The organism is Holdemania filiformis (assembly GCF_003459085.1).
In the GTDB taxonomy this organism is placed as follows: domain Bacteria; phylum Bacillota_I; class Bacilli_A; order Erysipelotrichales; family Erysipelotrichaceae; genus Holdemania; species Holdemania filiformis.
The window spans coordinates 236799-259826 of record NZ_QRUP01000001.1 but is presented as its reverse complement, the minus strand read 5'-3'; the positions used below and the strand labels follow the sequence as shown (position 1 = coordinate 259826).

Annotated in this window: 17 protein-coding genes; 16 read left to right on the top strand and 1 reads right to left on the bottom strand. The window is 52.4% G+C overall.

Going from position 1 to position 23028, the window contains the following annotated elements; all coding sequences use genetic code 11:
* Position 1 precedes the first annotated feature (1 nt).
* From tsf to DWY25_RS01240, 13 genes are all read left to right on the top strand, one after another.
* The gene (tsf, locus tag DWY25_RS01300) at positions 2–892 is read left to right on the top strand and encodes a translation elongation factor Ts (RefSeq protein ID WP_006060152.1); all 891 of its coding nucleotides are present in this window, start codon (positions 2–4) and stop codon (positions 890–892) included.
* Positions 893–1055: 163 nt separating this feature from the next.
* The gene (locus tag DWY25_RS01295) at positions 1056–2633 is read left to right on the top strand and encodes a carbohydrate-binding domain-containing protein (protein WP_117892738.1); all 1578 of its coding nucleotides are present in this window, start codon (positions 1056–1058) and stop codon (positions 2631–2633) included.
* Between the two features lie 366 nt (positions 2634–2999).
* Positions 3000–3701, top strand: a complete 702-nt coding sequence (pyrH, locus tag DWY25_RS01290; protein WP_006060154.1) for a UMP kinase — start codon at positions 3000–3002, stop codon at positions 3699–3701.
* Positions 3702–3719: 18 nt separating this feature from the next.
* Positions 3720–4268 carry a ribosome recycling factor gene (frr, locus tag DWY25_RS01285; protein WP_006060155.1) on the top strand — a complete coding sequence of 183 codons (549 nt, stop codon included), beginning with the start codon at positions 3720–3722 and terminating at the stop codon, positions 4266–4268.
* Between the two features lie 47 nt (positions 4269–4315).
* Positions 4316–5017: an isoprenyl transferase gene (locus tag DWY25_RS01280; protein WP_117892732.1), complete on the top strand. Its 702-nt coding sequence runs from the start codon at positions 4316–4318 to the stop codon at positions 5015–5017.
* Positions 5014–5778: a phosphatidate cytidylyltransferase gene (locus tag DWY25_RS01275; RefSeq protein ID WP_117892729.1), complete on the top strand. Its 765-nt coding sequence runs from the start codon at positions 5014–5016 to the stop codon at positions 5776–5778. The genes DWY25_RS01280 and DWY25_RS01275 overlap by 4 nt, the downstream gene beginning before the upstream one ends.
* 1 nt (position 5779) lies before the next feature.
* The gene (locus tag DWY25_RS01270; RefSeq protein WP_117892726.1) at positions 5780–6934 is read left to right on the top strand and encodes a 1-deoxy-D-xylulose-5-phosphate reductoisomerase; all 1155 of its coding nucleotides are present in this window, start codon (positions 5780–5782) and stop codon (positions 6932–6934) included.
* 3 nt (positions 6935–6937) lie between these two features.
* Positions 6938–7984, top strand: coding sequence for an RIP metalloprotease RseP (gene rseP / locus DWY25_RS01265; RefSeq protein WP_117892722.1), 1047 nt, complete (start codon positions 6938–6940; stop codon positions 7982–7984).
* A 55-nt stretch (positions 7985–8039) separates the two neighbouring features.
* A complete protein-coding gene (galE, locus tag DWY25_RS01260; protein ID WP_117892719.1) occupies positions 8040–9053 on the top strand; it encodes a UDP-glucose 4-epimerase GalE in 1014 nt (337 codons plus the stop codon).
* Between the two features lie 221 nt (positions 9054–9274).
* Positions 9275–11302 (top strand): FAD-dependent oxidoreductase, encoded by a 2028-nt coding sequence (locus DWY25_RS01255; RefSeq protein ID WP_181981643.1) that lies wholly within the window; start codon positions 9275–9277, stop codon positions 11300–11302.
* Between the two features lie 49 nt (positions 11303–11351).
* Complete coding sequence (locus DWY25_RS01250; RefSeq protein WP_117892713.1) at positions 11352–12260, top strand: LysR family transcriptional regulator; 909 nt, start codon at positions 11352–11354, stop codon at positions 12258–12260.
* Positions 12261–12542: 282 nt separating this feature from the next.
* Positions 12543–13634 (top strand): GGDEF domain-containing protein, encoded by a 1092-nt coding sequence (locus DWY25_RS01245; RefSeq protein WP_181981642.1) that lies wholly within the window; start codon positions 12543–12545, stop codon positions 13632–13634.
* 203 nt (positions 13635–13837) lie between these two features.
* On the top strand, positions 13838–15106 hold the full coding sequence (locus tag DWY25_RS01240) for a S41 family peptidase (protein WP_117892705.1): 1269 nt from the start codon (positions 13838–13840) through the stop codon (positions 15104–15106).
* Positions 15107–15231: 125 nt separating this feature from the next.
* On the opposite strand, the gene DWY25_RS01235 is transcribed toward DWY25_RS01240, so the two are convergent.
* Positions 15232–17109, bottom strand: coding sequence for an FAD-binding protein (locus tag DWY25_RS01235; protein ID WP_117892702.1), 1878 nt, complete (start codon positions 17107–17109; stop codon positions 15232–15234).
* A gap of 185 nt (positions 17110–17294) precedes the next feature.
* Between DWY25_RS01235 and DWY25_RS01230 the strand changes: the two genes are divergently transcribed.
* The 3 genes from DWY25_RS01230 to DWY25_RS01220 all read left to right on the top strand — a co-directional run bounded on the left by DWY25_RS01230 (position 17295) and on the right by DWY25_RS01220 (position 23000).
* Positions 17295–18653 (top strand): MATE family efflux transporter, encoded by a 1359-nt coding sequence (locus DWY25_RS01230; RefSeq protein WP_117892699.1) that lies wholly within the window; start codon positions 17295–17297, stop codon positions 18651–18653.
* A gap of 75 nt (positions 18654–18728) precedes the next feature.
* Positions 18729–19733 (top strand): hypothetical protein, encoded by a 1005-nt coding sequence (locus tag DWY25_RS01225; protein WP_147336648.1) that lies wholly within the window; start codon positions 18729–18731, stop codon positions 19731–19733.
* A gap of 15 nt (positions 19734–19748) precedes the next feature.
* The gene (locus DWY25_RS01220; RefSeq protein ID WP_117892693.1) at positions 19749–23000 is read left to right on the top strand and encodes a glucosaminidase domain-containing protein; all 3252 of its coding nucleotides are present in this window, start codon (positions 19749–19751) and stop codon (positions 22998–23000) included.
* Positions 23001–23028 lie beyond the last annotated feature (28 nt).

Here is a 23028-nt window from a genome sequence, read left to right as displayed (position 1 = left end):
CATGGCAATTACCGCTGCATTAGTTAAAGAACTGCGCGACAGAACCAGCGCGGGCATGATGGACTGCAAAAAAGCCCTGACCGAATGCGACGGCGACATGGAAGCGGCGATCACATGGCTGCGCGAAAAGGGAATCGCCAAAGCGGCGAAGAAGGCTGGCCGGATCGCGGCTGAAGGTCTGACCCGCGTCGTCACCGACGGCAACCGCGCGTGCCTGATCGAAGTCAACTCGGAAACCGATTTCGTCGCCAAGAACGAACAGTTCCTGGATTTGATCAACACGACGGCCGACGTCATTCTGAAAGCTGCGCCGAAGACGGTGGAAGAAGCGTTAGCGCTGGACGTCAACGGAGTAACGCTGGAAAGCAAGTTCATCGACGCCACGGCGACGATCGGCGAAAAGATCACGCTGCGCCGCTTTGAAATCGTTGAAAAAGCAGACAACGACATTTTTGGAACGTATATGCACATGGGCGGCAAGATCAGCGCCTGTGTGGTCATGAAGAACAGCGACAATGCGGAAGTTGCCAAAGATATGGCGATGCAGGTCGCTTCGATGAGCCCGAGCTATGTTTCCCGCAACCACATGCCGGCAGACGTTGTTGAAAAGGAAAGAACCGTTCAGATGGAAATCATGAAGAACGATGAATCCCTGGCCAACAAGCCGGAAAAAGTGCTGCAGGGCATCGTTGAAGGCCGTCTGAGCAAGTCCTTGCAGGAAATGTGCCTGGTTGACCAGCCGTTCTTTAAGGATCCGAACCAGAAGGTTTCTCAGATCCTGAAGGCTGCGAACACGGAAGTCGAAAGCTTCGTTCGTTACGCTGTCGGTGAAGGTCTGGAAAAGCGCGAAGAAAACTTCGCGGAAGAAGTAGCCAAGCAGATCGGCAAATAAGTGAGTCTGGAAAGCGATTGAGCAATCAGTCGCTTTTTTAGTGTTTCGCAAGTCTTGATCCAATTAAAAATCGTAGGGTAAAATTCAGGTAAACTTTCCTTGATGTTCACGCAGCGTTCGCGCTCGTAGGCTATACTATCCCTAACTGAAAATGAGGTGAAACATGAAAAGAAATTATTTTGCGATGCTGCTGGGCTTCAGCTTGATCCTAAGCGGCTGCAGCGCTGCCCCCTCCGCTTCCTTGACGGGGACTACGGTATCTCAAACAGAAGCGGCGCTCATCCAGCTCGGCGATGATCAGGTTCTCGTCAACGGCCAGCCAGCCGTCGAAACCGGTGCAGTGCAGCTTTCACACGATATCGTCTATTATCAGGCGGGTCAGGGCGAGGACTACGGCGAAGGCGGGACGGAAGATGAACACAGCGCGGAAGAAGCGCAGGCGCATACCGTGATCACGATCCGCGAACCAGGAACCTACCGCGTCAGCGGAAAACTCAGCGCCGGCCAGATTGCGATTGATTTAGGCGAGCAGGCCAAGGATAATCCCAGCGCTGTGGTCAATTTGATTCTTGATCAGGCAGAGATTACCTGCACCGTCGCCCCGGCGATCATTGTGTATAACGCCTATGAATGCGCAAAAGAGGAAGCGCTCAGCACGGTGGATACCCAGGCGGCCGGTTTTAACCTGATTGTTGCCGATGGAACGGAGAACACTGTTTCAGGCGCTTACGTTGCAAGAATCTATCAGGAAGGCACAACCAAAAAGCTGCATAAATACGACGCCGCGATCGAATCCAAGGTCTCGCTGAATCTCAGCGGGGAAACCGCAGGTACCGGCACGCTGATCGTCGAAGCGAGCAACGAAGGCATTGAGACTTCAATGCACATGACGATCAACAGCGGCAGTTGGATCATCCATTCCGCTGACGACAGCCTGAATGCCAATGAAGACGGTGTGTCCGTGATCACGATCAACGGCGGAACTGTGCGGTGCAATGCCGGCGCTGGTCAGGAAGGCGACGGCATTGATTCTAACGGCTGGATTGTCATCAATAGCGGCACGGTCATCGCCGCGGCGAATCCGGCGAGCATGGACAGCGGTCTGGACTCTGACAACGGGATTCTGATTCATGGCGGCACGGTACTGGCCAGCGGGAATATGTTTGATGAAGTGGATCCCGCGTCCACGCAGAACGTAATGGTATTCAGCTTCGCTCAGATGCAGAACGTCGGTGGGAAGCTTGTACTTTCTGACAATTCGGGACAACGGGTTGCCGGCTTCGCTGCCGCCAACGACTACACAGTGTTGGTCTATTCCAGTCCGCTGCTCAGCGAACAGGATTACACGCTGGCCTATGCGGAAACGATCGAAGGCGAAGACCTTGGCGGTCTGATCACTCCTGTCACTTCGGCCACGGACCTGACGGCGCTGGGCTATACCGGAACGACCCTGGGCAGGGGCATGGGAATGCGGCCGCAGGGAGGTGAATTCCCTGGGGGCAAAGGTCCGCAAGGTGAGCTGCCGCAAGGCGAATTCCCGCAAGGGGAACCCCCGGTTGACGAAGCGGATCGGGAAACTGGACGACCGGCGGATCAGGAAGGACCGCTGGGCGGAAAACCGGAAGATGGCCGGAGTCCGCAGAACCATGCCGATGTTCCGGCCGGTGAGCTGAACGCTGCGTTTACGGTTCAGTCCGCCATCGCAATGTTCTCCGGAATTCAGGCTCTGAGGGAAGACTAAGCCAGAGGCGGCGCTGACCGCCTTTTCGGTTATTTTACGGCTGGGAGAAGCGGCGTTTGTTTTGCGTATAAAACGAAAGTCAGAACAAATCCGGAAGATTGTCAACAAATTTTGCGTTCTGCTTTTCAAACCGCAGGAAATCGCCTACAATAAAGACAAGCAGGAAAAATAAAAATTGCGGATAGAGATTTGAAAAAAGGATGTAAAGCACTGTTTTGCGACATACACTTCTATGCGGGAGCGCGATTCTTTAAATTTGATGAACTTGGCGTCAGACTCTAGGAAAACACAGGCGAATATGATAAAATAACGACTGAAAAAGAAGCAATCACAGAATTTATTTCTGATGAAAAAGGAGAGATAACTATGTACAAGCGCATCCTGCTCAAACTCAGCGGAGAAGCTCTGTCCGGACAAGGAACCAATTTCGATCCCGAAATTCTGAAATCGCTGGCCAGCCAGATCAAGGAAATTCAGGATCTGGGCGTTGAAATTGCGATTGTCGTCGGCGGGGGCAACTTCATCCGCGGCAAAATGGCGGAAAAAATGGGAATTGAGCGTGTTCAGGCCGACTACATGGGCATGTTGGCAACGGTGATCAACGCGCTGGCGATTCAGAGTTCGCTGGAACAGATCGAAGTGCCGACGCGTGTGCAGACCGCGATTGAGATGAACAAGGTCGCCGAACCGTTTATTGCCCGCCGGGCGATCCGGCATCTGGAAAAGGGCCGTGTTGTGATTTTTGGCGCCGGCACCGGCAGTCCGTTCTTCTCGACTGATACGACCGCAGCGCTGCGGGCTTCCGAGATCAAAGCGGACGTTATTCTGATGGCGAAAAATGGCGTTGACGGCGTGTATTCCGCGGATCCGAAGCTGGATCCCAACGCGGTTAAATATGACCGCCTGACGTACATGGATCTGATTCAGAAGGGACTGGCGGTCATGGACACGACCGCGACTTCCATGTGCATGGACAACCACATCGACCTGATCGTCTTCAATATGAATCAGGAAGGCAACATCAAGCGCGCCGTCATGGGCGAAAGCATCGGCACTATCGTAGAATAAACAGGGAGGAATCATACGATGATGAAAGAAATACTGGATAACAGCCGTTCTAAAATGCAGAAAGCGATCGACACGTTCAGCGAACATCTGGAAACCATCCGCACCGGCCGCGCCAACGCCGGCATGCTTGCGGGCGTGGAAGCCGATTACTACGGCTGCCCGACGCCGATCAATCAGATCAGCTCGATCACCGTGGTAGAAGGCCGCCAGCTGGTCGTCAAGCCTTATGACTCCAGTTCGTTAAAAGCGATCGAACATGCGATCAACAAGTCGGATCTGGGATTAAACCCGCAGAACGACGGTTCCGTCATCCGCATTAATGTTCCGGCCCTGACGGAAGAAACCCGTAAGGAATTATGCAAGAAAGTTTCCAAGCTGTCGGAAGAAGCGAAGATCGCGGTCCGCAACCTGCGCCGGGATGCGAATGAAATCGCGAAGAAAGACGACACGCTGACGGAAGACGCGGAAAAAGAATGTCTTGAAAAGATTCAGAAGTTGACGGATGAAATGATTAAGAAAGTCGATTCCGTCGCGGCTGAAAAAGAAAAAGAAATTATGACAGTGTAACGGCAAAGCTCACCTTGTAGTGAGCTTCTTTGATAAGGAGCAACGGTATGGAAGAAAAAATTAGACATGTAGCGATTATTATGGACGGCAACGGACGCTGGGCGAAGAAGCAGGGCAAGGTCCGCACGGCCGGTCATTACCAGGGCGTGGAAAACGTGCGCAACATTGCGATCGCCGCCAACGATCTGGGAGTGGAAGTGCTGACGGTGTTCGCTTTTTCGACGGAGAACTGGAAGCGCCCGGAGGAAGAAGTCAGCTATCTGATGAAGCTGCCGTCGGTCTTCTTTAAACGATTCCTTAAGGAACTGATGGAAAAGAACATCCGGATCACGATGATCGGTGAAATGGATCAGATCCCGAAGGAGACCGCCAAGGTGCTCCAGGCGGCGATCGACGATACGAAGGCCAATACCGGCATGATCCTGAACTTCGCGATGAATTACGGCGGCCGGCGGGAAATTGTGTTAGCCGCCCAGGCCTATGCCCGCGAGGTGCGCGACGGCAAGGCCAGCGATACGATCAGCGATGAACAGTTCGGCCAGTATTTGATGGGCGCGCAGTTTCCGCCGCTGGATCTGTTGATCCGCACCAGCGGAGAATACCGGATTTCCAATTTCCTGCTTTGGGAAATTGCGTATGCCGAAATGATCTTTGTCGACGAAGCCTGGCCGGATTTCACGCCCGAGCTGCTCAAGCAATGTCTGGATCAGTTCAGGCAGCGTGACCGGCGGTTTGGAGGCGTCAAGTGAAACAGCGCATCCTGACGGCGGCGCTGATCATCGCGGTCGTTTTGCCGCCGTTAATTCTGGGCGGGGCGCTGATCGATCTGTTGATGCTGTTCTGTCTGGTCACGGGGGCGTATGAAATCACGCATTGTCTGAAGACACCTCGGAAAAATGGATTGATGATCGCGATGATCGCGGTCATGATCGGTTTGGCGTTAGTCAGTCCGGAATGGCTGGGTGCCGGTCTGGCGCTGACGCTGGTGCTGCTGTTTGCGGCGGCCATTGCGGATCCGCAGCTGAATCTGAACGATATCACGCTGGTTTTCGCGATGCTGACGGTGTTCGTCATGGCTGTGCGCTCGATCATTTCGATTTACGACCGGAATTCGTGGCTGATGATGTATGTGATCCTGGCGACCTATCTGACCGATACCGGCGCTTACTTCTGCGGTTATTTCTTCGGCAAGCATAAGCTGATCGAACGGATTTCCCCAAAGAAGACGGTTGAAGGCGCGATCGGCGGCTGGCTGTGCGGGACGGCGGGAGCGTTTATCTTCGCCTGGGCGATGCTGCCGGAGCTGCCGTTGGGCTTGGCCCTGTTTGGAGCGGCGACGATGGCGGTTGTCGGACAGCTGGGCGATCTGGCGTTCAGCCTGATCAAACGGCATGTCGGAATCAAGGACTTCGGTTCGTTCCTTCCCGGACATGGGGGAATTTTGGACCGGATCGACAGCTTACTGTTTAACTTATTGTATTTTACGCTGATTTTAGCGATGGTGGTGTAATATGAAACGTTGTTGTGTATTGGGTGTGACCGGCTCGATCGGCGTGCAGACGGTTGATGTCTGCACGGCGCATCCCGAAGCCTTTCAAATCACGTCGATCAGCGCGGGCCGCAACATCCCGCAGCTGAAAAAACTGATCGCGCAGCTGCCGCAGTTAAAGGCGGTCTGCGTGCAGGAGGAAGCGGATTGTCAGCGCCTGGCGCAGGAATATCCCAATCTGGAATGGGTCTGGGGGGAAACCGGACTGCTGCGCTTAAGCGAACGCGACGATTATGACGTGCTGGTCAACGCGCTGGTCGGTTTTGTCGGCCTGAAGCCGACGCTGCAGGCGATTGAAGCCGGGCACGATATCGCGTTGGCGAATAAGGAAACGCTGGTTGTTGCCGGAGTCTTTGTCAACGCCGCCTGCCGCCAGCATCACGTGACGCTGCTGCCGATCGACAGCGAGCATTCTGCGATTTTCCAATGCCTGCAGGGCAGCCGCAGAGAACAGCTGAGCCGGCTGATCATCACGGCCTCTGGCGGCAGCTTCCGCGATAAGACGCGCGAAGAACTGCGGGGTGTGACGGTCGCTCAGGCGCTGGCGCATCCGAACTGGTCGATGGGTGCTAAAATTACGATCGACAGCGCGACGATGATGAACAAGGGGTTTGAGGTCATTGAAGCGCACTGGCTGTTCGACGTCGATTTTGATCACATCGACGTGCTGATTCATAAAGAAAGTGTGATCCATTCGCTGGTCGAATACCAGGATCACGCCGTGATTGCCCAGCTGGGCACGGCCGACATGCGGCTGCCGATTCAGTATGCCCTGAGCTACCCTGAACGGCTGGAGCTGTTCAACAGTCAGCCGCTGGATCTGGCCACGGTCGGAACACTGCATTTTGCCCCTGCCGATTTTGCCCGCTATCCGCTTTTGGGGTTAGCGTATGAAGCAGGAAGGAAACAAGGAACGATGCCGGCGGTAATGAATGCCGCTAATGAGGAAGCCAACGCTGCATTCCGTGAGGGGAAAATTTCATTTTTAGACATTGAGGAGCTGGTGATCGACGCCTGCCGTACACTCGCTTTCACGGAAACACCATCCCTGGATGCGATTTTTGAGGCGGACCGCCAGGCCCGTGAATTTGTGAAATCACATCTGAAAGGAGCCTAAGCAATGGCAATTTTGTATTTTATCATCCTGCTTTCCGTCATTATCATCGTGCATGAATGCGGCCATCTGATCGCCGCGAAGTGTTTCCATGTTTATTGCGGAGAGTTTTCAATCGGTATGGGACCGAAGCTGTGGGCCTGGAAGGGCAAGGAAACGACTTTCACGCTGCGCGCGCTGCCGATCGGCGGTTACGTCGCGATGGCGGGCGAGGAAGGCAGCGAGTTCGAAGGCGTGCCGCATGAGCGGACGATCAAGGGCGTGTCGCATTGGAAGCAGATTATCATCATGCTTGCGGGCGTGATCATGAACTTCGTGCTGGCCTGGCTGATCTTCGCTTCAATCATCCTGATTAACGGCAGCTACAACATCGCGCCCAAAGCGGTGGTCGGCGGCGTGGTCGAAGGATCGCCGGCAGAAGCCGCAGGCTTTGCGGAGGGCGACGTGATCACCAAGGTCGTGTTCGCCGACGGGACCGTCGTCAAGCCGTCCAACTTTTATGAAATCCTGACGTATTCGATGGACAATACCGATCCGGTGACCTATACGCTGAAGCGCGGCGATGAAACGCTTGAGAAAACGGTGACGCCGGTGTATAACGAACAAGAACAATCGTGGCTGGTCGGAATCAAGATTCCGCCGGCGACGCAGGTTAAGACCACACTGCTCAACAGCGGTTATTACGGCGCTCAGTATATGGGGCAGACCGTGAAAGAATTGGTCACCGCTCTGACCCGCTTAGTCAAGGGGATCGGCTTTGAAGACCTGTCCGGTCCAGTCGGAATTTATCAGGTGACTGAGCAGCAGGCCAGTCTGGGATTACAGAACTACATTCTGCTGATCGCGCTGTTGTCGCTGAACGTCGGCGTCTTCAACCTGCTGCCGCTGCCGATCTTAGACGGCGGACGGATTCTGCTGGTGATCGTTGAGATGATTATCGGCAAGCCGTTGAATCAAAAGCTGGAAGCCGGAATCACGGCGGTCGGCGTCGCGCTGGTGCTGCTTTTGATGGTGTACGTCACCTGGCAGGATCTGATGCGGTTGTTTATCTGATAGCTTCATTTCCTCAAAGGCGAGGAAGGCATAGAAATAAACAGGAGGAACGAACATGAGTATTTTAGTCACAGGCGGCACCGGCTTCATCGGCAGCCACACAACGGTGGAACTGATCAACGCCGGCTACGACGTTGTCATCATCGACAACCTGGTCAATTCCTGCAAAGGCGTGATCGACCGGATCGAGAAAATCACAGGCAAGCGTCCGCGCTTTTATGAAAACGATCTGTTGGACAAAGCCGCGGTCGAAAAGGTGTTTGAAGAAAATGAGATCGAAGCGGTCATCCATTTCGCCGGTTTAAAAGCGGTTGGGGAATCGGTGACGATTCCGCTGACGTATTATCATAACAACCTGACCGGCACGCTGATTCTGTGCGAGGTCATGAAGGCGCATAACTGCAAGAAGATCGTATTCTCGTCCAGCGCCACGGTCTACGGCGATCCGCACAAAGTGCCGATTACAGAGGATTTCCCGTTGTCGACGACCAATCCGTACGGATCGACGAAGCTGATGATCGAACGGATCTTAAGCGATGTGTTTGTTTCCGATACGGATTGGAGCATCATGCTGCTGCGCTACTTCAATCCGATCGGCGCGCATAAGAGCGGACTGCTGGGAGAAACGCCAAACGGCATTCCGAACAATTTAGTGCCGTACATCGCTCAGGTCGCGACTGGCAAGCGTGAATTCCTGCGGGTCTGGGGCAATGATTACAATACGGTCGACGGAACCGGCGTGCGCGATTACATCCATGTCGTCGATCTGGCGCTGGGCCACATCAAAGCCGTGGAATATGTGCTGAAGAACAAGGGTGTGGAAGCGGTCAACTTGGGAACCGGCCACGGCTATTCCGTGCTGCAGGTCAAGGACGCCTTCGCCAAAGCGAGCGGCAAAGAAATCCCGTTCAAGATCATGCCGCGCCGGCCGGGCGATATCGCAACCTGCTACGCTGATACGACCAAGGCGAAGAAACTGCTGGGCTGGAGCGCCCAGTATGGCATTGATGAAATGTGTCAGGATTCCTGGTATTTCCAGCAGCAGAATCCGGACGGCATCACCGAATAACAAGACAGAAGCGAGGAAGCGGTCAAAACGGCCGCTTTTTTTTTGATAATTGGCGGTGAAGACGATTAGGCAGGTTTGAAGGGAGGTCAGAAAAATTCGGGAGGAATAAGGGAGAGCAGCGCCGGAGGATCGCCGGTTCATCAGATAGTTTAAGAAATTGAACTTTTCGTTGATGGATAACATCATGTGAAAATGTTATCATGAAGACGGAGGGAAGGAAAATGAAAAAATTGATCATTAGTATTCTGTCTTTATTGATGGCCGTGTCGCTCACAGCGTGTTCGTCAGCCAAGGAAGAAACCTTCGAAGGCTCAGCGCAGGGGTACGGCGGAACCGTGACTGCCAAGGTTACGTTCAAAGCCGACAAGATTACCGCGGTTGAAGTTAAGGCGCCGGATGAAACCGAAGGCGTCGGATCCCGGGCAGCCGAAGAACTGCCGGAGAAAATTGTCGCGGCCAACAGCGCGGACGTGGACGTTGTCGCCGGCGCGACGATGACATCCAAGGCGATCCAGTCGGCCGTGCGCCAGGCGGTAAGCAAGAAAAACGGACAAACGGAAACGGCAGTTCATTTAAATGCTGGAACCTATTCCGCAGTTGTCACAGGTCACAATGGTGAAATGACAATTGAAACGACCGTTGATGAAACGTCGATCAAGGAAGTCAGGGTGATCGAGCACACAGAAACGTTTGGCATTGGCTATGGATCCGTGATGACGCCGGTTGAAGTCTTGCCGGAGCGGATCGTAAAACATCAGACAGTCAGCGTTGATAACGTCTCGGCGGCGACTGTGACGTCTTCCGCGATTAAGGCCGGCGTCCGGGACTGTCTCACTCAGGCCGGAGCCGAGGAAACGACGTTCAGCGAACCGGCACCGGTTGCGAATCCGACGGAAAGCGAATATACCGTAGATATTGCGGTCGTCGGCGGGGGAGCCGCGGGGCTTACGGCAGCCAATACGGCGCTGGATGAAGGAAAATCGGTGCTTTTGGTTGAAAAAATGGGAATCACCGGGGGATCCACCGTCCAAAGCGGCGGCAATATCTTCGCTGCCGAGACAGCGGCGCAGAAGGCAAACGGTGTGGAAGACAGCGCTGAGGAACTTTATCAGTTTTTAATGAGCTATGATGAGGATCATCTGTTGAATGAAAAGATGATTCATGACTATGCCTACGGTATCGGCAAGGACTTGGATTATCTGGCCGATAACGGCGTTGCCGTTACCTATGTGACCACCGCTCAGCCGACGCTGACGCCGAACCGCCTGCATTTGACAAGCCCGAAGAATGAAATTGCTTCCGGGATTGGCGGCGGGATTACCGTGCCGCTGACAAAGTCAATGCTGGAAAAGGGCGGAACTTTACTGCTGGAGACTCGCGCAGAAACGCTTCTGACGAATGATCAGGGAGAAGTCATCGGCGTTCAGGCGGTCAATCAGGCGGGTGAAACCGTGACGGTGAAGGCCAAAGCGGTGATTCTGACAACCGGCGGGTATGGCTCAAACCCTGAGATGACAGCGCGGTTCGCGGCGTTTAATCCAATTTTTAACTCTGCCGCCAGCAGCACCGGTGACGGTCTGACGATGGCCGGCAAGGTCGGCGCACAGATCTTTGAGTCCGACGGCATGCAGCTGCAGTATGTCGACTTCAATACCGGCGAAACCGGCAGTACCGCCTCCGGACTGGTGGTCGACATGAAGGGAAACCGGCTGGCAAACGAACACAGTTATCAATCTGTTTCCGCAGAAGCCTTTAAACGTGAAAATAACGCGGTGAATTACTATATCACAGCGACGCGGGACGGCGTCTGCGCGGAAAGCTATCCTACTGTCCAGTATGGCGTTACGCTGGAAAACGCGGTCAAAGCATCCAGCCTTGATGAGCTGGCGGCATTGATCAAAGCTGATCCGGAAACGCTGAAAGCGACCGTTGCACGTTACAACGAGTTATGCGAAAAAGGAACGGACGATGATTTTGGCAAGCCTTCCGACTATCTGATTCCAGTCGAAGGCGATACCTATTATGCGTTTGCCCGCTATCCGGTTGCGGCGGCGACCTTCGGAGGGTTGGTCATCGATGAAACCGGACATGTCCTGAATCAGGAGAATCAGGTAATTTCCGGTCTGTACGCGGCGGGAGAAGTCGCGCTGACCGGCGTGTTCGCCAACGTATATCCAAGCTGCGGCTTAGCGATTGGCAATTCGATTCACATGGCCCGCAACGCGGCAGCGGCCGCCTGCGGAGAATAACAGAAAACGGCGCTTTGCTTTCGCGCCGTTTTCTTGTTACAATGAAATCATGAATATCAATGAGCTGAAATATTTTATTAAGGTTGCGGATCAGCAAAGTCTGTCCAAGGCAGCCAACGAACTGTATATCTCCTATCAGGGACTATCAAAGTCGCTTAAAAGTCTGGAAACCGAGTTGAATTGTTCGTTGTTTGAAAAGTCGGGCAGCGGATATAAGCTGACGGAATACGGTGAGGAATTGTATCCTGCCGCAAAGCTGATCGTCAGTGAATGGGAAACGCTCCAGCTTTCCTTACATCAGATCCAGCGGCGCCGGAATCATTTTTTTCATATCGGCGTCGCGATGGGCGTTGATACGCCGTTTGCCAATTTCCGCAGTCAGCTTGATTTATTTTTGAGAAAACATAACAACGTCGTCATGATCGACGCCTGGGATTCTTATTGTGAGGAAAAGATTGAAAGCGGGGAACTGGATATCGCGATCACGTTCGGACCCGTGAATGACGTGCGTTTTGATTGCACAGTGCTGCTTCAGGGAACGTTGGCAGCTTTAGTCCATCCTGAAAACAGCCTCTGGGAAAGAAAAAGCCTGCGGATCCAGGATTTAGCGGATCAGGAGATCATTACGGTGAACCGTTATTTCCGAAATTACGATATTTTGATGCAAGCCTGTCAAAGCCGCGGGTTTAAGCCAAGAATTATACTGAATACCGTAAATTTAACCGCGACGCTGTTAGGCTATCAAGACAGGAAAGCGATCGGGATTTCCAATAATTTGTGTTATCCGATGGAGTCCGTGGGCGCCTACAAGGTGATTCCCGTGCTGGATCAGAATACGACCTGTCAGATTAATCTTCTGATCCATCCCTGGCAGCGCGCAAACAAGGAGATTCAGCAGCTGAAGCAAGAGCTGCTGCAATGTTTTTTTGTCAGCGCGGATTCAGTGGGGATAAAATAAAATTCAAAAAAGCAGCTAATTTATATTGAGATAGTTTGAAAGGAGCTTAAAAGGAACGCAAGGCGGAGGCGCTGCCTTCCAGTTCAGAAATCAGGAAATCGTTTTTTATTTCTGTGCAGGAATTACCGTGCGGACAAAGGACTTTAGTTTTTATCCAAGAGGTCTTAACCTGCCGCTTCTTTGATAAAGAAAGAAGTAAAGTTGATTTCTGATTTTATCCTGATATCATGACAAACCTGTGATATAATAATTTCAATGCATCCTGAAAAAAGAGGTATGTCTATGCGGACGTTCTATTTTGCAGTTTCCTGCGTGGCCGTGGCCGCGCTGCTCCTTCTGGATCAGATCGTAAAGAAAAGCGATACGGCAACAATTTCAAATAAGAATTTTTTCCGCTTGGCAATCTGGATGGTTGTGATTGTAACGTTAGCGGAAACCGCCACGCTTTACTTGGAAGGTGCGGATGCCGCATTGCGTATCCCGCACCTTGTAGCGAATATCCTTGGTTTTTCACTTTCGCCGCTGATTCCTTTGGCGGTTGGCTGCGCGATCGATAATCACCAGAAGAAAGCGTTGTGTCTGCTTGCCATTCCAGCTGTGGTTAATTTTCTGGCTGCGGCAGGTTCTGCTTTCTGGCCGTTGATTTTCTTTGTCAACGCTCAGAATGACTATGGGCGAGGGCCTTTCTTTGGGGTGTATGTGCTTGCCTATACATTTTCTTTGTGTTATCTTTTAATTCAGACTTTATCCGTGATCGAGCGTTATCAGAACAATAACCGTTCCATTCCCATTATGTTGTTTAGTTTCGTTGCGATCGGGTGTATGGGACAGGTGCTTTGTCCGCAGCTTCATATCTCATGGCTGTGCATCTCGTTTGCGATCGTTTTATATTATATGTATTGCTGCGACCTGCTGCATCAGATTGACGGGCTGACGGGGTTGCTGAACCGGCGAATCTACGAATTTAATCTTTCGAAGCTGAATCCACGGAAGACGGATCTGGCTGTGATCATGTTTGATATCGACGATTTCAAAAGTATTAACGACCGCTATGGTCATCCCTATGGTGATCATTGTCTGATGATCGTTTCAATGTGTATCAAGAAGGCTTTTTTCAAATTGGGTCTATGTTTCCGGGTGGGCGGCGACGAGTTCTGCGTCCTGGTCCTCAAGCCCAATCGGAAGGCTGTAGAAAAAGCATGTGAAAATTTTCAAGAGGAATTAGATAAAGTTCGAAGAGAAGAGGAACGTTTGCCAGCCGTGTCGGTTGGATGGACGTTAGCTCAAAATGAACCGGTTGCGGATGTTATTGCCCAGGCGGATCAGAAGATGTATGAACACAAACGCCGGCATAAATCCGATTTATTACCCTGACCGCCATTATACAGCGGTTTTTTCTTTATGAGAAAGAAGCGCAGATAAATCCATCGCGTCAGCGAAATTGAAACTGAACTGGGAAAGCGGCAGGGCAGAAAGAAATGCGGAGATAGCGGGGATGCTTAATAATTTACTAGAGTAAACCTTGTTGCCCGAAGCGGACTATGGTACAATGACACCAGCGGCAAAGGAGGAGTTTTATGCCCCGATACGATCAGTTATTTCAAGAAATTGTCCATACGATTAAAGAAGATTACGCCGGCTTTGCGATGGGCCAGGAGCGCCATGATCCGCGGCCTTATGTCCATACCATCGGCACGGCGTTTATGAAAAAAGAACTGGATGCGGATTTGTTCTATCGTCAGGTCAATCAATATCTTGCGGAAACCGGCGACCGCAACCTGCGTTTCTCACGTCGTCCTGACACCGATTACCAACCGTTCACTAACGGCTTTTTTACAAGACGGAGCGGCGAAATTCTGATCGTCAGCGAAGTACACGGGGAAGACCGGCTGCGGCCGAAGGATGAGATCATCGCGATCAACGGTCAGCCGCTGCGTTTTTATACGGAAACATTGAAGAAACGGGTGTTTTATTCTGATCAGAATGACCGCCAGATCTGGACAGGCTTTCTGAAAATGGCCGATCAGATCACGGTGCGCCGGAACGGACAGGCCTGGGATATCCCGCTGCGCCGCTTTGCCAAGACAGAAATATCAAAAACGAATACGATTACCGTAGATGAAGGGATTGCGGTGTTGAGAATCGAGCGGATTGACGAAACGCTGGAACATCTGGTGGAAGAAAATAAAGCGCTGCTGAATGAAGCGGACTCGATGATTCTGGATCTCAGACGCTGTGAGGAAGGTTGGGAATCGTCGATGTTCTGCCTGCTTCCCTATGTTTTGGATCAATCCGTCCCGGTGTGCGAGGTCATGGAAGGACAGGGGCTTTTGACCCTGTATACAGAGAAAAACTGCCGCCGTCGGATTGCCCAGCTGAAGACGATGACCGCGGACCCGGATCTGGCGCCCATCGCTTGCGAAATGATCGAAGAACTGGAAGCGAAAGCGGGTCTGGGCTGGGTTCTGGAAACGGAAGCTGACTGGGGCGCAGAGGAAGATGCTTTGATTCAGCCGATTCACCCAGAGCGCAGAACGGCGCTGATCACCGATCTGTTTACCGCCGGGGTTGCGGAAGAACTGGCCGATCTCGCCTCCCGTTCACCCCGCTGCACGCTTGTCGGAAGACAAAGCAGCGGCCGCTATCAAACGTGCAATCTGATTTCCGTCGTGTTCGACGATATGTTTCAGCTGGATTATCCGATCAGCCGCCGCAAAGCCTGGGCTGCGGATCAGGCGTCCGGTGTTCGCTGTGATCTTGAAATCGAATGGACGCCGCAGGAATGCGATGAAGATCTTCTAATGATAAAAGCGAAAGCGGCTGCCAAGGCTGCGGACAGTTTTTAGTGAATTTAAACCTGAGCGATAAAGCAGAAAAGCCAGCGGCTACGGCGGGATTCCCGTTTCACAGCTTCTGGCTTTTTGTATAAAAAAGACGGCGGAACCGTTCACGGTGTTCCGTCGCCCAGATCTTATTCCTCGCTGATGAACTGACCTGCCAGCCGGCCATGCGTCACCGCCATGCCGATCGAGTTGCCCGCGCATGGAGTGGAGTAGCCTAAGCCGTAGCGTCCGCCTAAGCAGTTGCCTGCGGCATACAGCCCTTTGATCTTCTTGCCGCTCATGTCCAGTACATTTTGGCGTTTATCGGTAACCAGTCCGGACATGGTGACCATCATCGGCGTTGGCTTGTCGTTCTTCTCGCTCTTAACGGCGTAGAACGGGGCTTCGTCGACTGGAATCATGCAGGATGCGTCTTTGCCGTAATCGGTGTCTTTCCCGGCGTAACAAAGCTGGTTGTAGGCTTCGATCGAGGCCAGGAAGGTTTCTTTCGCCGCTCCGGTATAGCCTAAGTAGTCTGCCAGCTCCTCCAGTGTGTCCGCCTTGATGACCGTGGATTCCATGCGTTCAGCAACGGTGCAGCCGCGGATAGTGCCGCCTTCCGGTCCGCTGACCAGCGCGTCCATATCGTTGATCAGATCGATGTAATACTGCGGCCGGCCGGCATTCGGTCCACCGTGTTCCAGACCCGAAGCACAAACCGATTTCAGCCATTTCTTATCGGTAACTAAGCACAAGGTGCCTTCCGGCTGACGGGCGCAGGCGGTTTGCGCCGCGGAGAGGTTGCCTTCATTGGTAAAGCGCTCGCCCTCGCTGTTGAGCCACAGCATCGCGTTGCAGCCCCAAGGACCGCTCGGACCGCCGCCTAAAAGCATGCTTCCGCGCGGCGCCGGTTCGATCATGCCGCCGGCCCAGCAGCCCATCTTGACCGCTTCGCCCTTGCGTCCGCCCATGAAGGAGAAGAAGTCCGGCTGTTCGCCGCCGGCCCGTTCAAAGCGTTCCATGTATTCGTTCAATAAGGCCCAGCACATATCCGCGTTGCCAGCATAATCGCCGCCGCACAGGATCACGCCCTTGGCCGTGTTGAATTGAATATAGCTGCCGTCGCTGGCTTTGCCCGCTACGCCAATGATGTCTTTCGCCTCGTTTTGCAGCAGGACGACCGCTTCCGTGCCGTAATACCACTCGGCGCCTAACTGCTTTGCCTTGTCGATGCAGGCCTGGTTGATCAACGGCAGCACTGAGTTCGCCGCGACGCCCTGGATCGGCTGTTCGTTGTACTGACCCATAAACTGCGCGGTGGCCGCCCAGGTTTTGGTGCCCGGAGTCATCGGATAATCGTAGCGCAGGCAGTCGTACATGTCGTTGCCGGCCTGAATTTTCTCGTAATCCATGTTGGCCTGCATGATCAGCCAGCCTTCCGGCGTATTATCATAGGTATAGGCCTTCGGATCAACGCCCATTTCCCTGGCGACTTCCAGCATGTGATCGAGGGTTGGACCGGAATTGTGGACGTAAGACTTAACGATCGCCGGGAAGCAGCGTCCGCCGGAACGGGTGACGAATTCGTTGACGACTTCGCCCAGATCATAGGTGCCGAAGCCGATATCCTGCTGAAGCTTGGAGTTGAATGCGCCGATATCTTCGCCATACCAGGTAAACAGGTCTTCCTCCATCCGCTCTAAGACCGCGACTTTCAATCCCGCTTCCGCAGCAGCTAAAGCTGCCTGGACGCCGGCGTGACCGCCGCCGACAACGACGACATCGACATCGACTTCCTTAGCGTAATCGCTGATGACCGGGGCTTCGCCGAGCCAGTCGCCGGGACCGGAGTAGCCGGTGATCCGGCCGGTGGATGCGGACGGCGCAGAGGAGGCGTCCGGGGATGCGGCAGGGGTCGAGGATTCCGTGCTGCATCCGGCTAACAGGCCTGCGGCTGCGACGCCGAACGCACTGGCGGCGGCGCCTTTGATGAAATCACGACGGGAAATTCCTTTTTTGTAACTCATAAGTTCTCCTTCCTCATAATAATTCAATTAGATAAAATATTTACCATAGTAAAATAATTTATCTGTGAATATCTTATCACAATAGTTTATGGGAGTAAATTAGTATTCAAAAGTTTATCCCGGAAGTTTCGACAAAGTTTGACTTTCTGAAGTGATTGCCTGATAATTAATTCGGTGATGATATTATGACGATGAATAAAAATACCGACCGCTCGTTGATTCTTGATTCCATGCCGGTAAAGCAGGCTTTAATCCGCCTGGCGGTGCCTTCCATCCTGGCCTCGATGGTTACAACCATCTATAATATCGCGGATACGTTTTTCATCGGTCAGCTGCACAACACGGCGATGATCGCGGCGACAACGGTCGCGATGCCGATCATGATGCTGACGCATGCGTTCGGTGAGTCGATCGGCGTCAGCGCCGGCAGCTATATTTCCCGGCAGCTGGGAGCGGGGCATCGGGATCAGGTCAGCCGGATCGTTCAGACGACGATGACGCTGGTCGTTTTGATCTCCATCGTGCTGCCTATTTTGTTTATTACTTTCCTAGGTCCATTGTTGGGGATGTTCGGGGCGGAAGGCGACGTCACGATGTATGCGGCGCAGTATGTGACGATTTTACTGGTCTTTGCGTTTTCGCAGATCATCAAGCTGACGATCGTCCATCTGCTGCGGGCGGAAGGCGACGTGAATTTTCCCATGGCCGCGATCTTTGCCGGGGTGGTGGCGAATCTGATCCTTGATCCGATTTTTATGTTCGACTGGGGTTTGAATTTAGGGATCGCCGGCGCGGCGTGGGCGACGGCTGCGGCCCAGTGTCTGTCGTTGGTCATGTTGTTGGGAAGGTTATTGTTTAAAGCGGAGGCTGTGCGCTGGAATCCGCGGGTATGGATGCTGGATAAGGCGGCGGTGCAGGAGATTCTGAGCCTGGGGGTGGCGGTGTTTGCCCGTCAGGCGCTGCCAAGCATCACTTACAGCTGTCTGGCAATGCAGGCCAGCGTGTATGGAACCGATTTTCTGGCCGGAATCGGCATCGCCAAGAAATGTCTGAATTTAGTCATGTTTGCGATCATCGGCTTCGCGCAGGGGTTCCAGCCGTTTGCGGCGTATAATTACGGTGCCGGCAACCGGCCGCGGCTGAAGCAGGCGTTAAAAAGCGCCTTGACATGGGGAACGGTATACGGCTGTTTTGCGGCGGTCTTCTATCTTACGCTGGCGCCGCAGATCGTGCAGATCTTCTCCCGCGAGGCGGCGGTTATCGAAATGGGCCGGATGATGCTTTATGGCTATGCGGTCTCGATGCCGGTCGTTGGAGCTTATAATATCGCGGCGGTGCTGCTGCAGGCGCTGGGAGAGAAGCGTTCGGCGTTCTTTCTGTCGATCGCCCGCCAGGGTTTGTTTTATATTCCGATCATTTGGATTCTGCCGACGCTGCTGGGCAAGCTGGGCATCTTCATGGCTCAGCCCTGCGCCGATTATCTGACGATCCTGACGGTGGTCTTCTTATGCCGGCATTTATTTGTCGATTTGATGAAAGGTTAATATTGGTAAGGAAAAACAGGTTTTAACGCGCCCCGGTTTATGGTAGAATACCATTAGACTGGGGTAATGTTACTTATGAGAAAAATGAAGAATAAAACGACGATGCTGCTGGCCGGCGGCCTGGCTGTCGTCTTGATTCTCTTTGCCGCAGCGGCAATTTACTTCGGAATGATCGTGAAAGATCGTTCCGGGTCGCAGCTGCCTGAAGAAACGGAAAAGCCGGTGATGGTCGAACAAGGCGGTCAGGAAAAACCGCAGGAAACGCAGGGACTGGACGCCGTCGAGGTCGATCTGGTCAACGCGACGGTCTATCGCTTTGATGAACTGGATTTCCAGTTTGCGATCGCGAAGATCCGGGTGAAGGCGGAAGAACCGATTAATATTTCGCTTGAGCATTTCGCAACGTCCGAAGGCGTCAAGCTGAATGACATCGACAGCTATCTGGATCAGCTGGATAAGAATGGTTTATATATCGGCAAGCAGAATGTCTGGTTTGAATTGGTGTCCAAGGAAAACAGCTACGTCGCCAATATCTTTGTGCCGATCAAGGATAAAACGGCGCAGTCGACGACGATTAATGTAGATTTTGGCGATAACGCGCCGATCCAGCTAAATCTGAAGGAAGCGACGGGAACCCGCGAGATGCTGGGGTACGTCGCGGAAGACGTGATCACTGACGGCAAGACATACCAGATGCAGGTCGGCGTCGCTTTCCAGATCGCCAGCGAGGAAATGTATCGAACCTTTGATGATGGCAGCGTGGAAACTGCGGGTCTGCCGTCAACGGCTGAAGTCTATGTGTTCCGGCTGGACGCGGTCAGCCTTTGGGGCGATGAGCTGGTTGTTGAAGACGCGGTTTATCAGGTCGAGGGCAGCGGGAATACATTCCAGGCGCTTTCCTCGAATTTCCATTCAGAAAAATATGATAACATCCTGGGTAAAACGATTAAGGAAAAAGACAGCGGCGTTTTATTCTTCATTACGTATAATCCGGAGAAGGAACCGATCACTTATCAAGGCAAGTTGAAGCTGAAGATCAAGGGACAGGAAAACTGGATTGAAATTACCGTCAGTTTATAACGAAGGGGGAAGACGATGAAACAAATCTGGAAAATGGCCTTGGCTTTGGCAATGGCCGTCACGTTGGTTCAGGGTTATCCCTCGGCTAACGGAAGAATGGATGTGAAAGCGGATGAAACCTATCCGATGGGCTGCGGCAATTTCGAGGTCGCTTATGTTACGGATAACGGTGGTTTCAGCACGATTGGCTGCTATAATGATTTTACGCAGGCCAAAAATGAAATGTACGCGCATGGCAACGACGCCGTCGTCCGGCATAGTTCCAGCAAATCACCGACAAAAATTATTGCGATGACCTCAGGCGTAGCGGCCAGCTATTCTTACCGGCGCGGGTATGCCGACGGCAGTTCGCGGCGGGCCTACGCAACGATGGATATTACACAGTATCAGTCGACGACAACCAATGAAAAGACAACTTATGTCACCAGCCACCGAGAAATGATTTATAAAGGAACTTATTCTTACAATACGGGCAATGGTTCCGGCCGGATCGCTGTGAATCTGACTGGTTTTGACGGATATACCAATCTGGATCAGGTTGATCTGATCCCGACGAAATTCCTGACCAACAACATGCGGATTTTGTTAGGCGGCAACAACGACGGCAGTCCGTGGGAATCGCCGTTCTGGGTGCAGCCGCGGCAGAGCTATTATGAGGTTGTGCAAAACGGGAATTATAAAGAACTGATCTATCACTGCTGGTCGTATTGGGCCAAGTCGGATACGCCGCAGGATTATTCGCAGACGATCGGTCCGGCTGAAAGCTGGATGAACGTCGGCGCAGTTTATTACACCAATGATATGCATGCTTTGTATACGGACCGGTATTTCCAGAATCCGGTGATGGTTGAAGGCAGTCCGGCGAAGTATTATAACTACTACGAATTTCTGCCGCTGCGCAGCCGTACGAAATTCAACGGCGATCAGCTGAACGGTTTCCTGAATAGCCGCGGTTATAACGAAGTGGCTTATGATTATGACCATCTTCAGAGCAATCAATCCAAGATGGTGAATTCCGGCTGGTTCTTTGTCAACGCGCAGGAAACCTACGGTGTCAATGCGCTTTTGGCCTTCTGTATGGGACTTTTGGAATCCGGCTGGGGCCGTTCTTCCATTGCGATTAATAAAAACAATCTGTTCGGCTGGAATGCTGTGGATTCCAATCCAAGCGGCAGCGCTGATCAATATGACAACATTGAATCCGCGGTCACGCAGCACATGGCGGTGAATCTGCGCGGGTATCTGGATATTAACGACGCCCGATTCTTCGGTTCTCATTTGGGCAATAAGGGCAGCGGGTTTAACGTCAAATACGCATCTGACCCATATTGGGGATTAAAGATTGCGGCACTGGCTTATCAGGTCGATAAATATGTTTCCGGCAACGATGGTTCGCTGACGGATTACGGCACCTATTCGCTGGGGGTTATCAATCAATACGACGCCGCGGTTAAGCGTTATGCCGACGAAAATTCACAGACGCTGTATACAACGCGCTATGGCGCAACCTATCAGAATGACTTCACTGTGATTCTGCAGTCGGAAAGCAATGGCTGGACTGGTTTCCCGACGACCAACGGCGTCCGTTCAGATGGAGCGTTGGTGCCGCATAAGGGCAACGGTTATGAAGCTTATAACTGGCAGAACAGCGTCGGTTATCTGCAAAGTTCAAAGATTTCCAAGCTGTCCGCCGGAATCTTTGACAACAGTCAGATCGGTAAAGTACCGACCGGGGACGCAGTCCAGAAAGTAGCTGCAATGACGTGGCAGGACAATCTGATCGCCGTGAACGGACAGGCCTACCGTCCGGGGATTTACGTCACAGATTCCAATAAAGTGACGCAGAAGCTGGTCGTTTATAACCAGTATTACGATACCAAAGAATTTGAATTGACAAGTACCGTCTCTGAGAAAGAACAGGTCAGCTTTAAAACGGAGACGCTAGACTTCACGACCCTGGCGGAAGGCAGTTACTTCTTCGAAATCTGTACGGAATACAGTGAGCTGAGTGATTACAACAACAGTTTCTACATCGGCGCACTGGAAACACTGCCGGAAACGAAGAAAGTCGGCAATAAGACCTTCAGCTTCAGCGTGAAAGATAATGTCCTGTTCATGTCGGTGAAGTTGAGCGGCAGCGAAGAGGGCGGCGATTCCGGCGATCATCTTAAGAGTACCGTGCGTCAGGCACTGTCCAAATTTGAATATGCAGATGAGCATACGCTGCTTATCGAAGGCACAGCGTTTATCAATGGATATGACTTCAAGGAGGATTCCGAGGTTTCACATCAATTGCTTCTGACGAATCTGGAAACCAATGAAGTTACAACGATTGAAGCGGTCACGTCGCTGGCGCCAAATCCGATCAATTTATATGATGGATTTACTTACAGTAAGATCAATTTCAGCGCTTCCGTTGATCTGGCGGCATTGACGCCGGGCAGCTATTCAGTTAAAATCCAGATCCGCAACGGCGATGTGAAAATGTACGCGAATCTGACCAGCTTTGATTCCAATTTCCTGCCGGAAATGAAGACGTTGGGTGAATATCGTGTGCGGATCGTGCAAAATCAGCTGTATAACTATCGATATGAGATTAACATTGAAAAATCCGATCTGGATTATTCGCTAATAAACAAACCGACAAAACGTAATTCGGCGTTTGATTACACGAAGCTTTCGCTGGAAGGCGGCCGTCTGAATCTCAACGGTATGGCTTGGATTTACAACGCACAGTTCAAAGCAGAAAGTCAAGCTTCCCATGCCTTGATCGCCGTCGATGAAAATGGCGTGTCTTATCCGTTGGAAGCGCAAAATCAGGCTTGCTCGGTTGACTATGCGGAGATGCTGGGATCGAAATTCAGTATGAAGAATGCCTGCTTTACCAGCGCTGCGGATTTAAGTCAGCTGCCGGAAGGAGATTATCGTCTGTATTTGGATATCAGTGCGGAAGGTTACCGGGACATTTATGAAATGACAGATATTTACTCAAGAGCGATTGAAACAGTTACCGTGGACGATCGCAGTTATGCCTTGTTCATTTCTCCGGTTCGCTATCGGATGGTGCTGAGCATTACGCAGAATGGGCCGAACATTGACGGCGGTGACGATAAAGGCGATACACCGCCAGCGAATGCCGTACAGGCATCAGAGCTGCCGGTTGAAGATCAGCCGGTCGAAGTTCCGCGGCCAAGTTCGCTGGTTGTTCCAACTCCGAGTGCTACACCGGGCGGGGAAAATAACGAAGACGAAACATCTGCTGAATAAATGAAAAAATGCAGAAACAGAGCAAAAT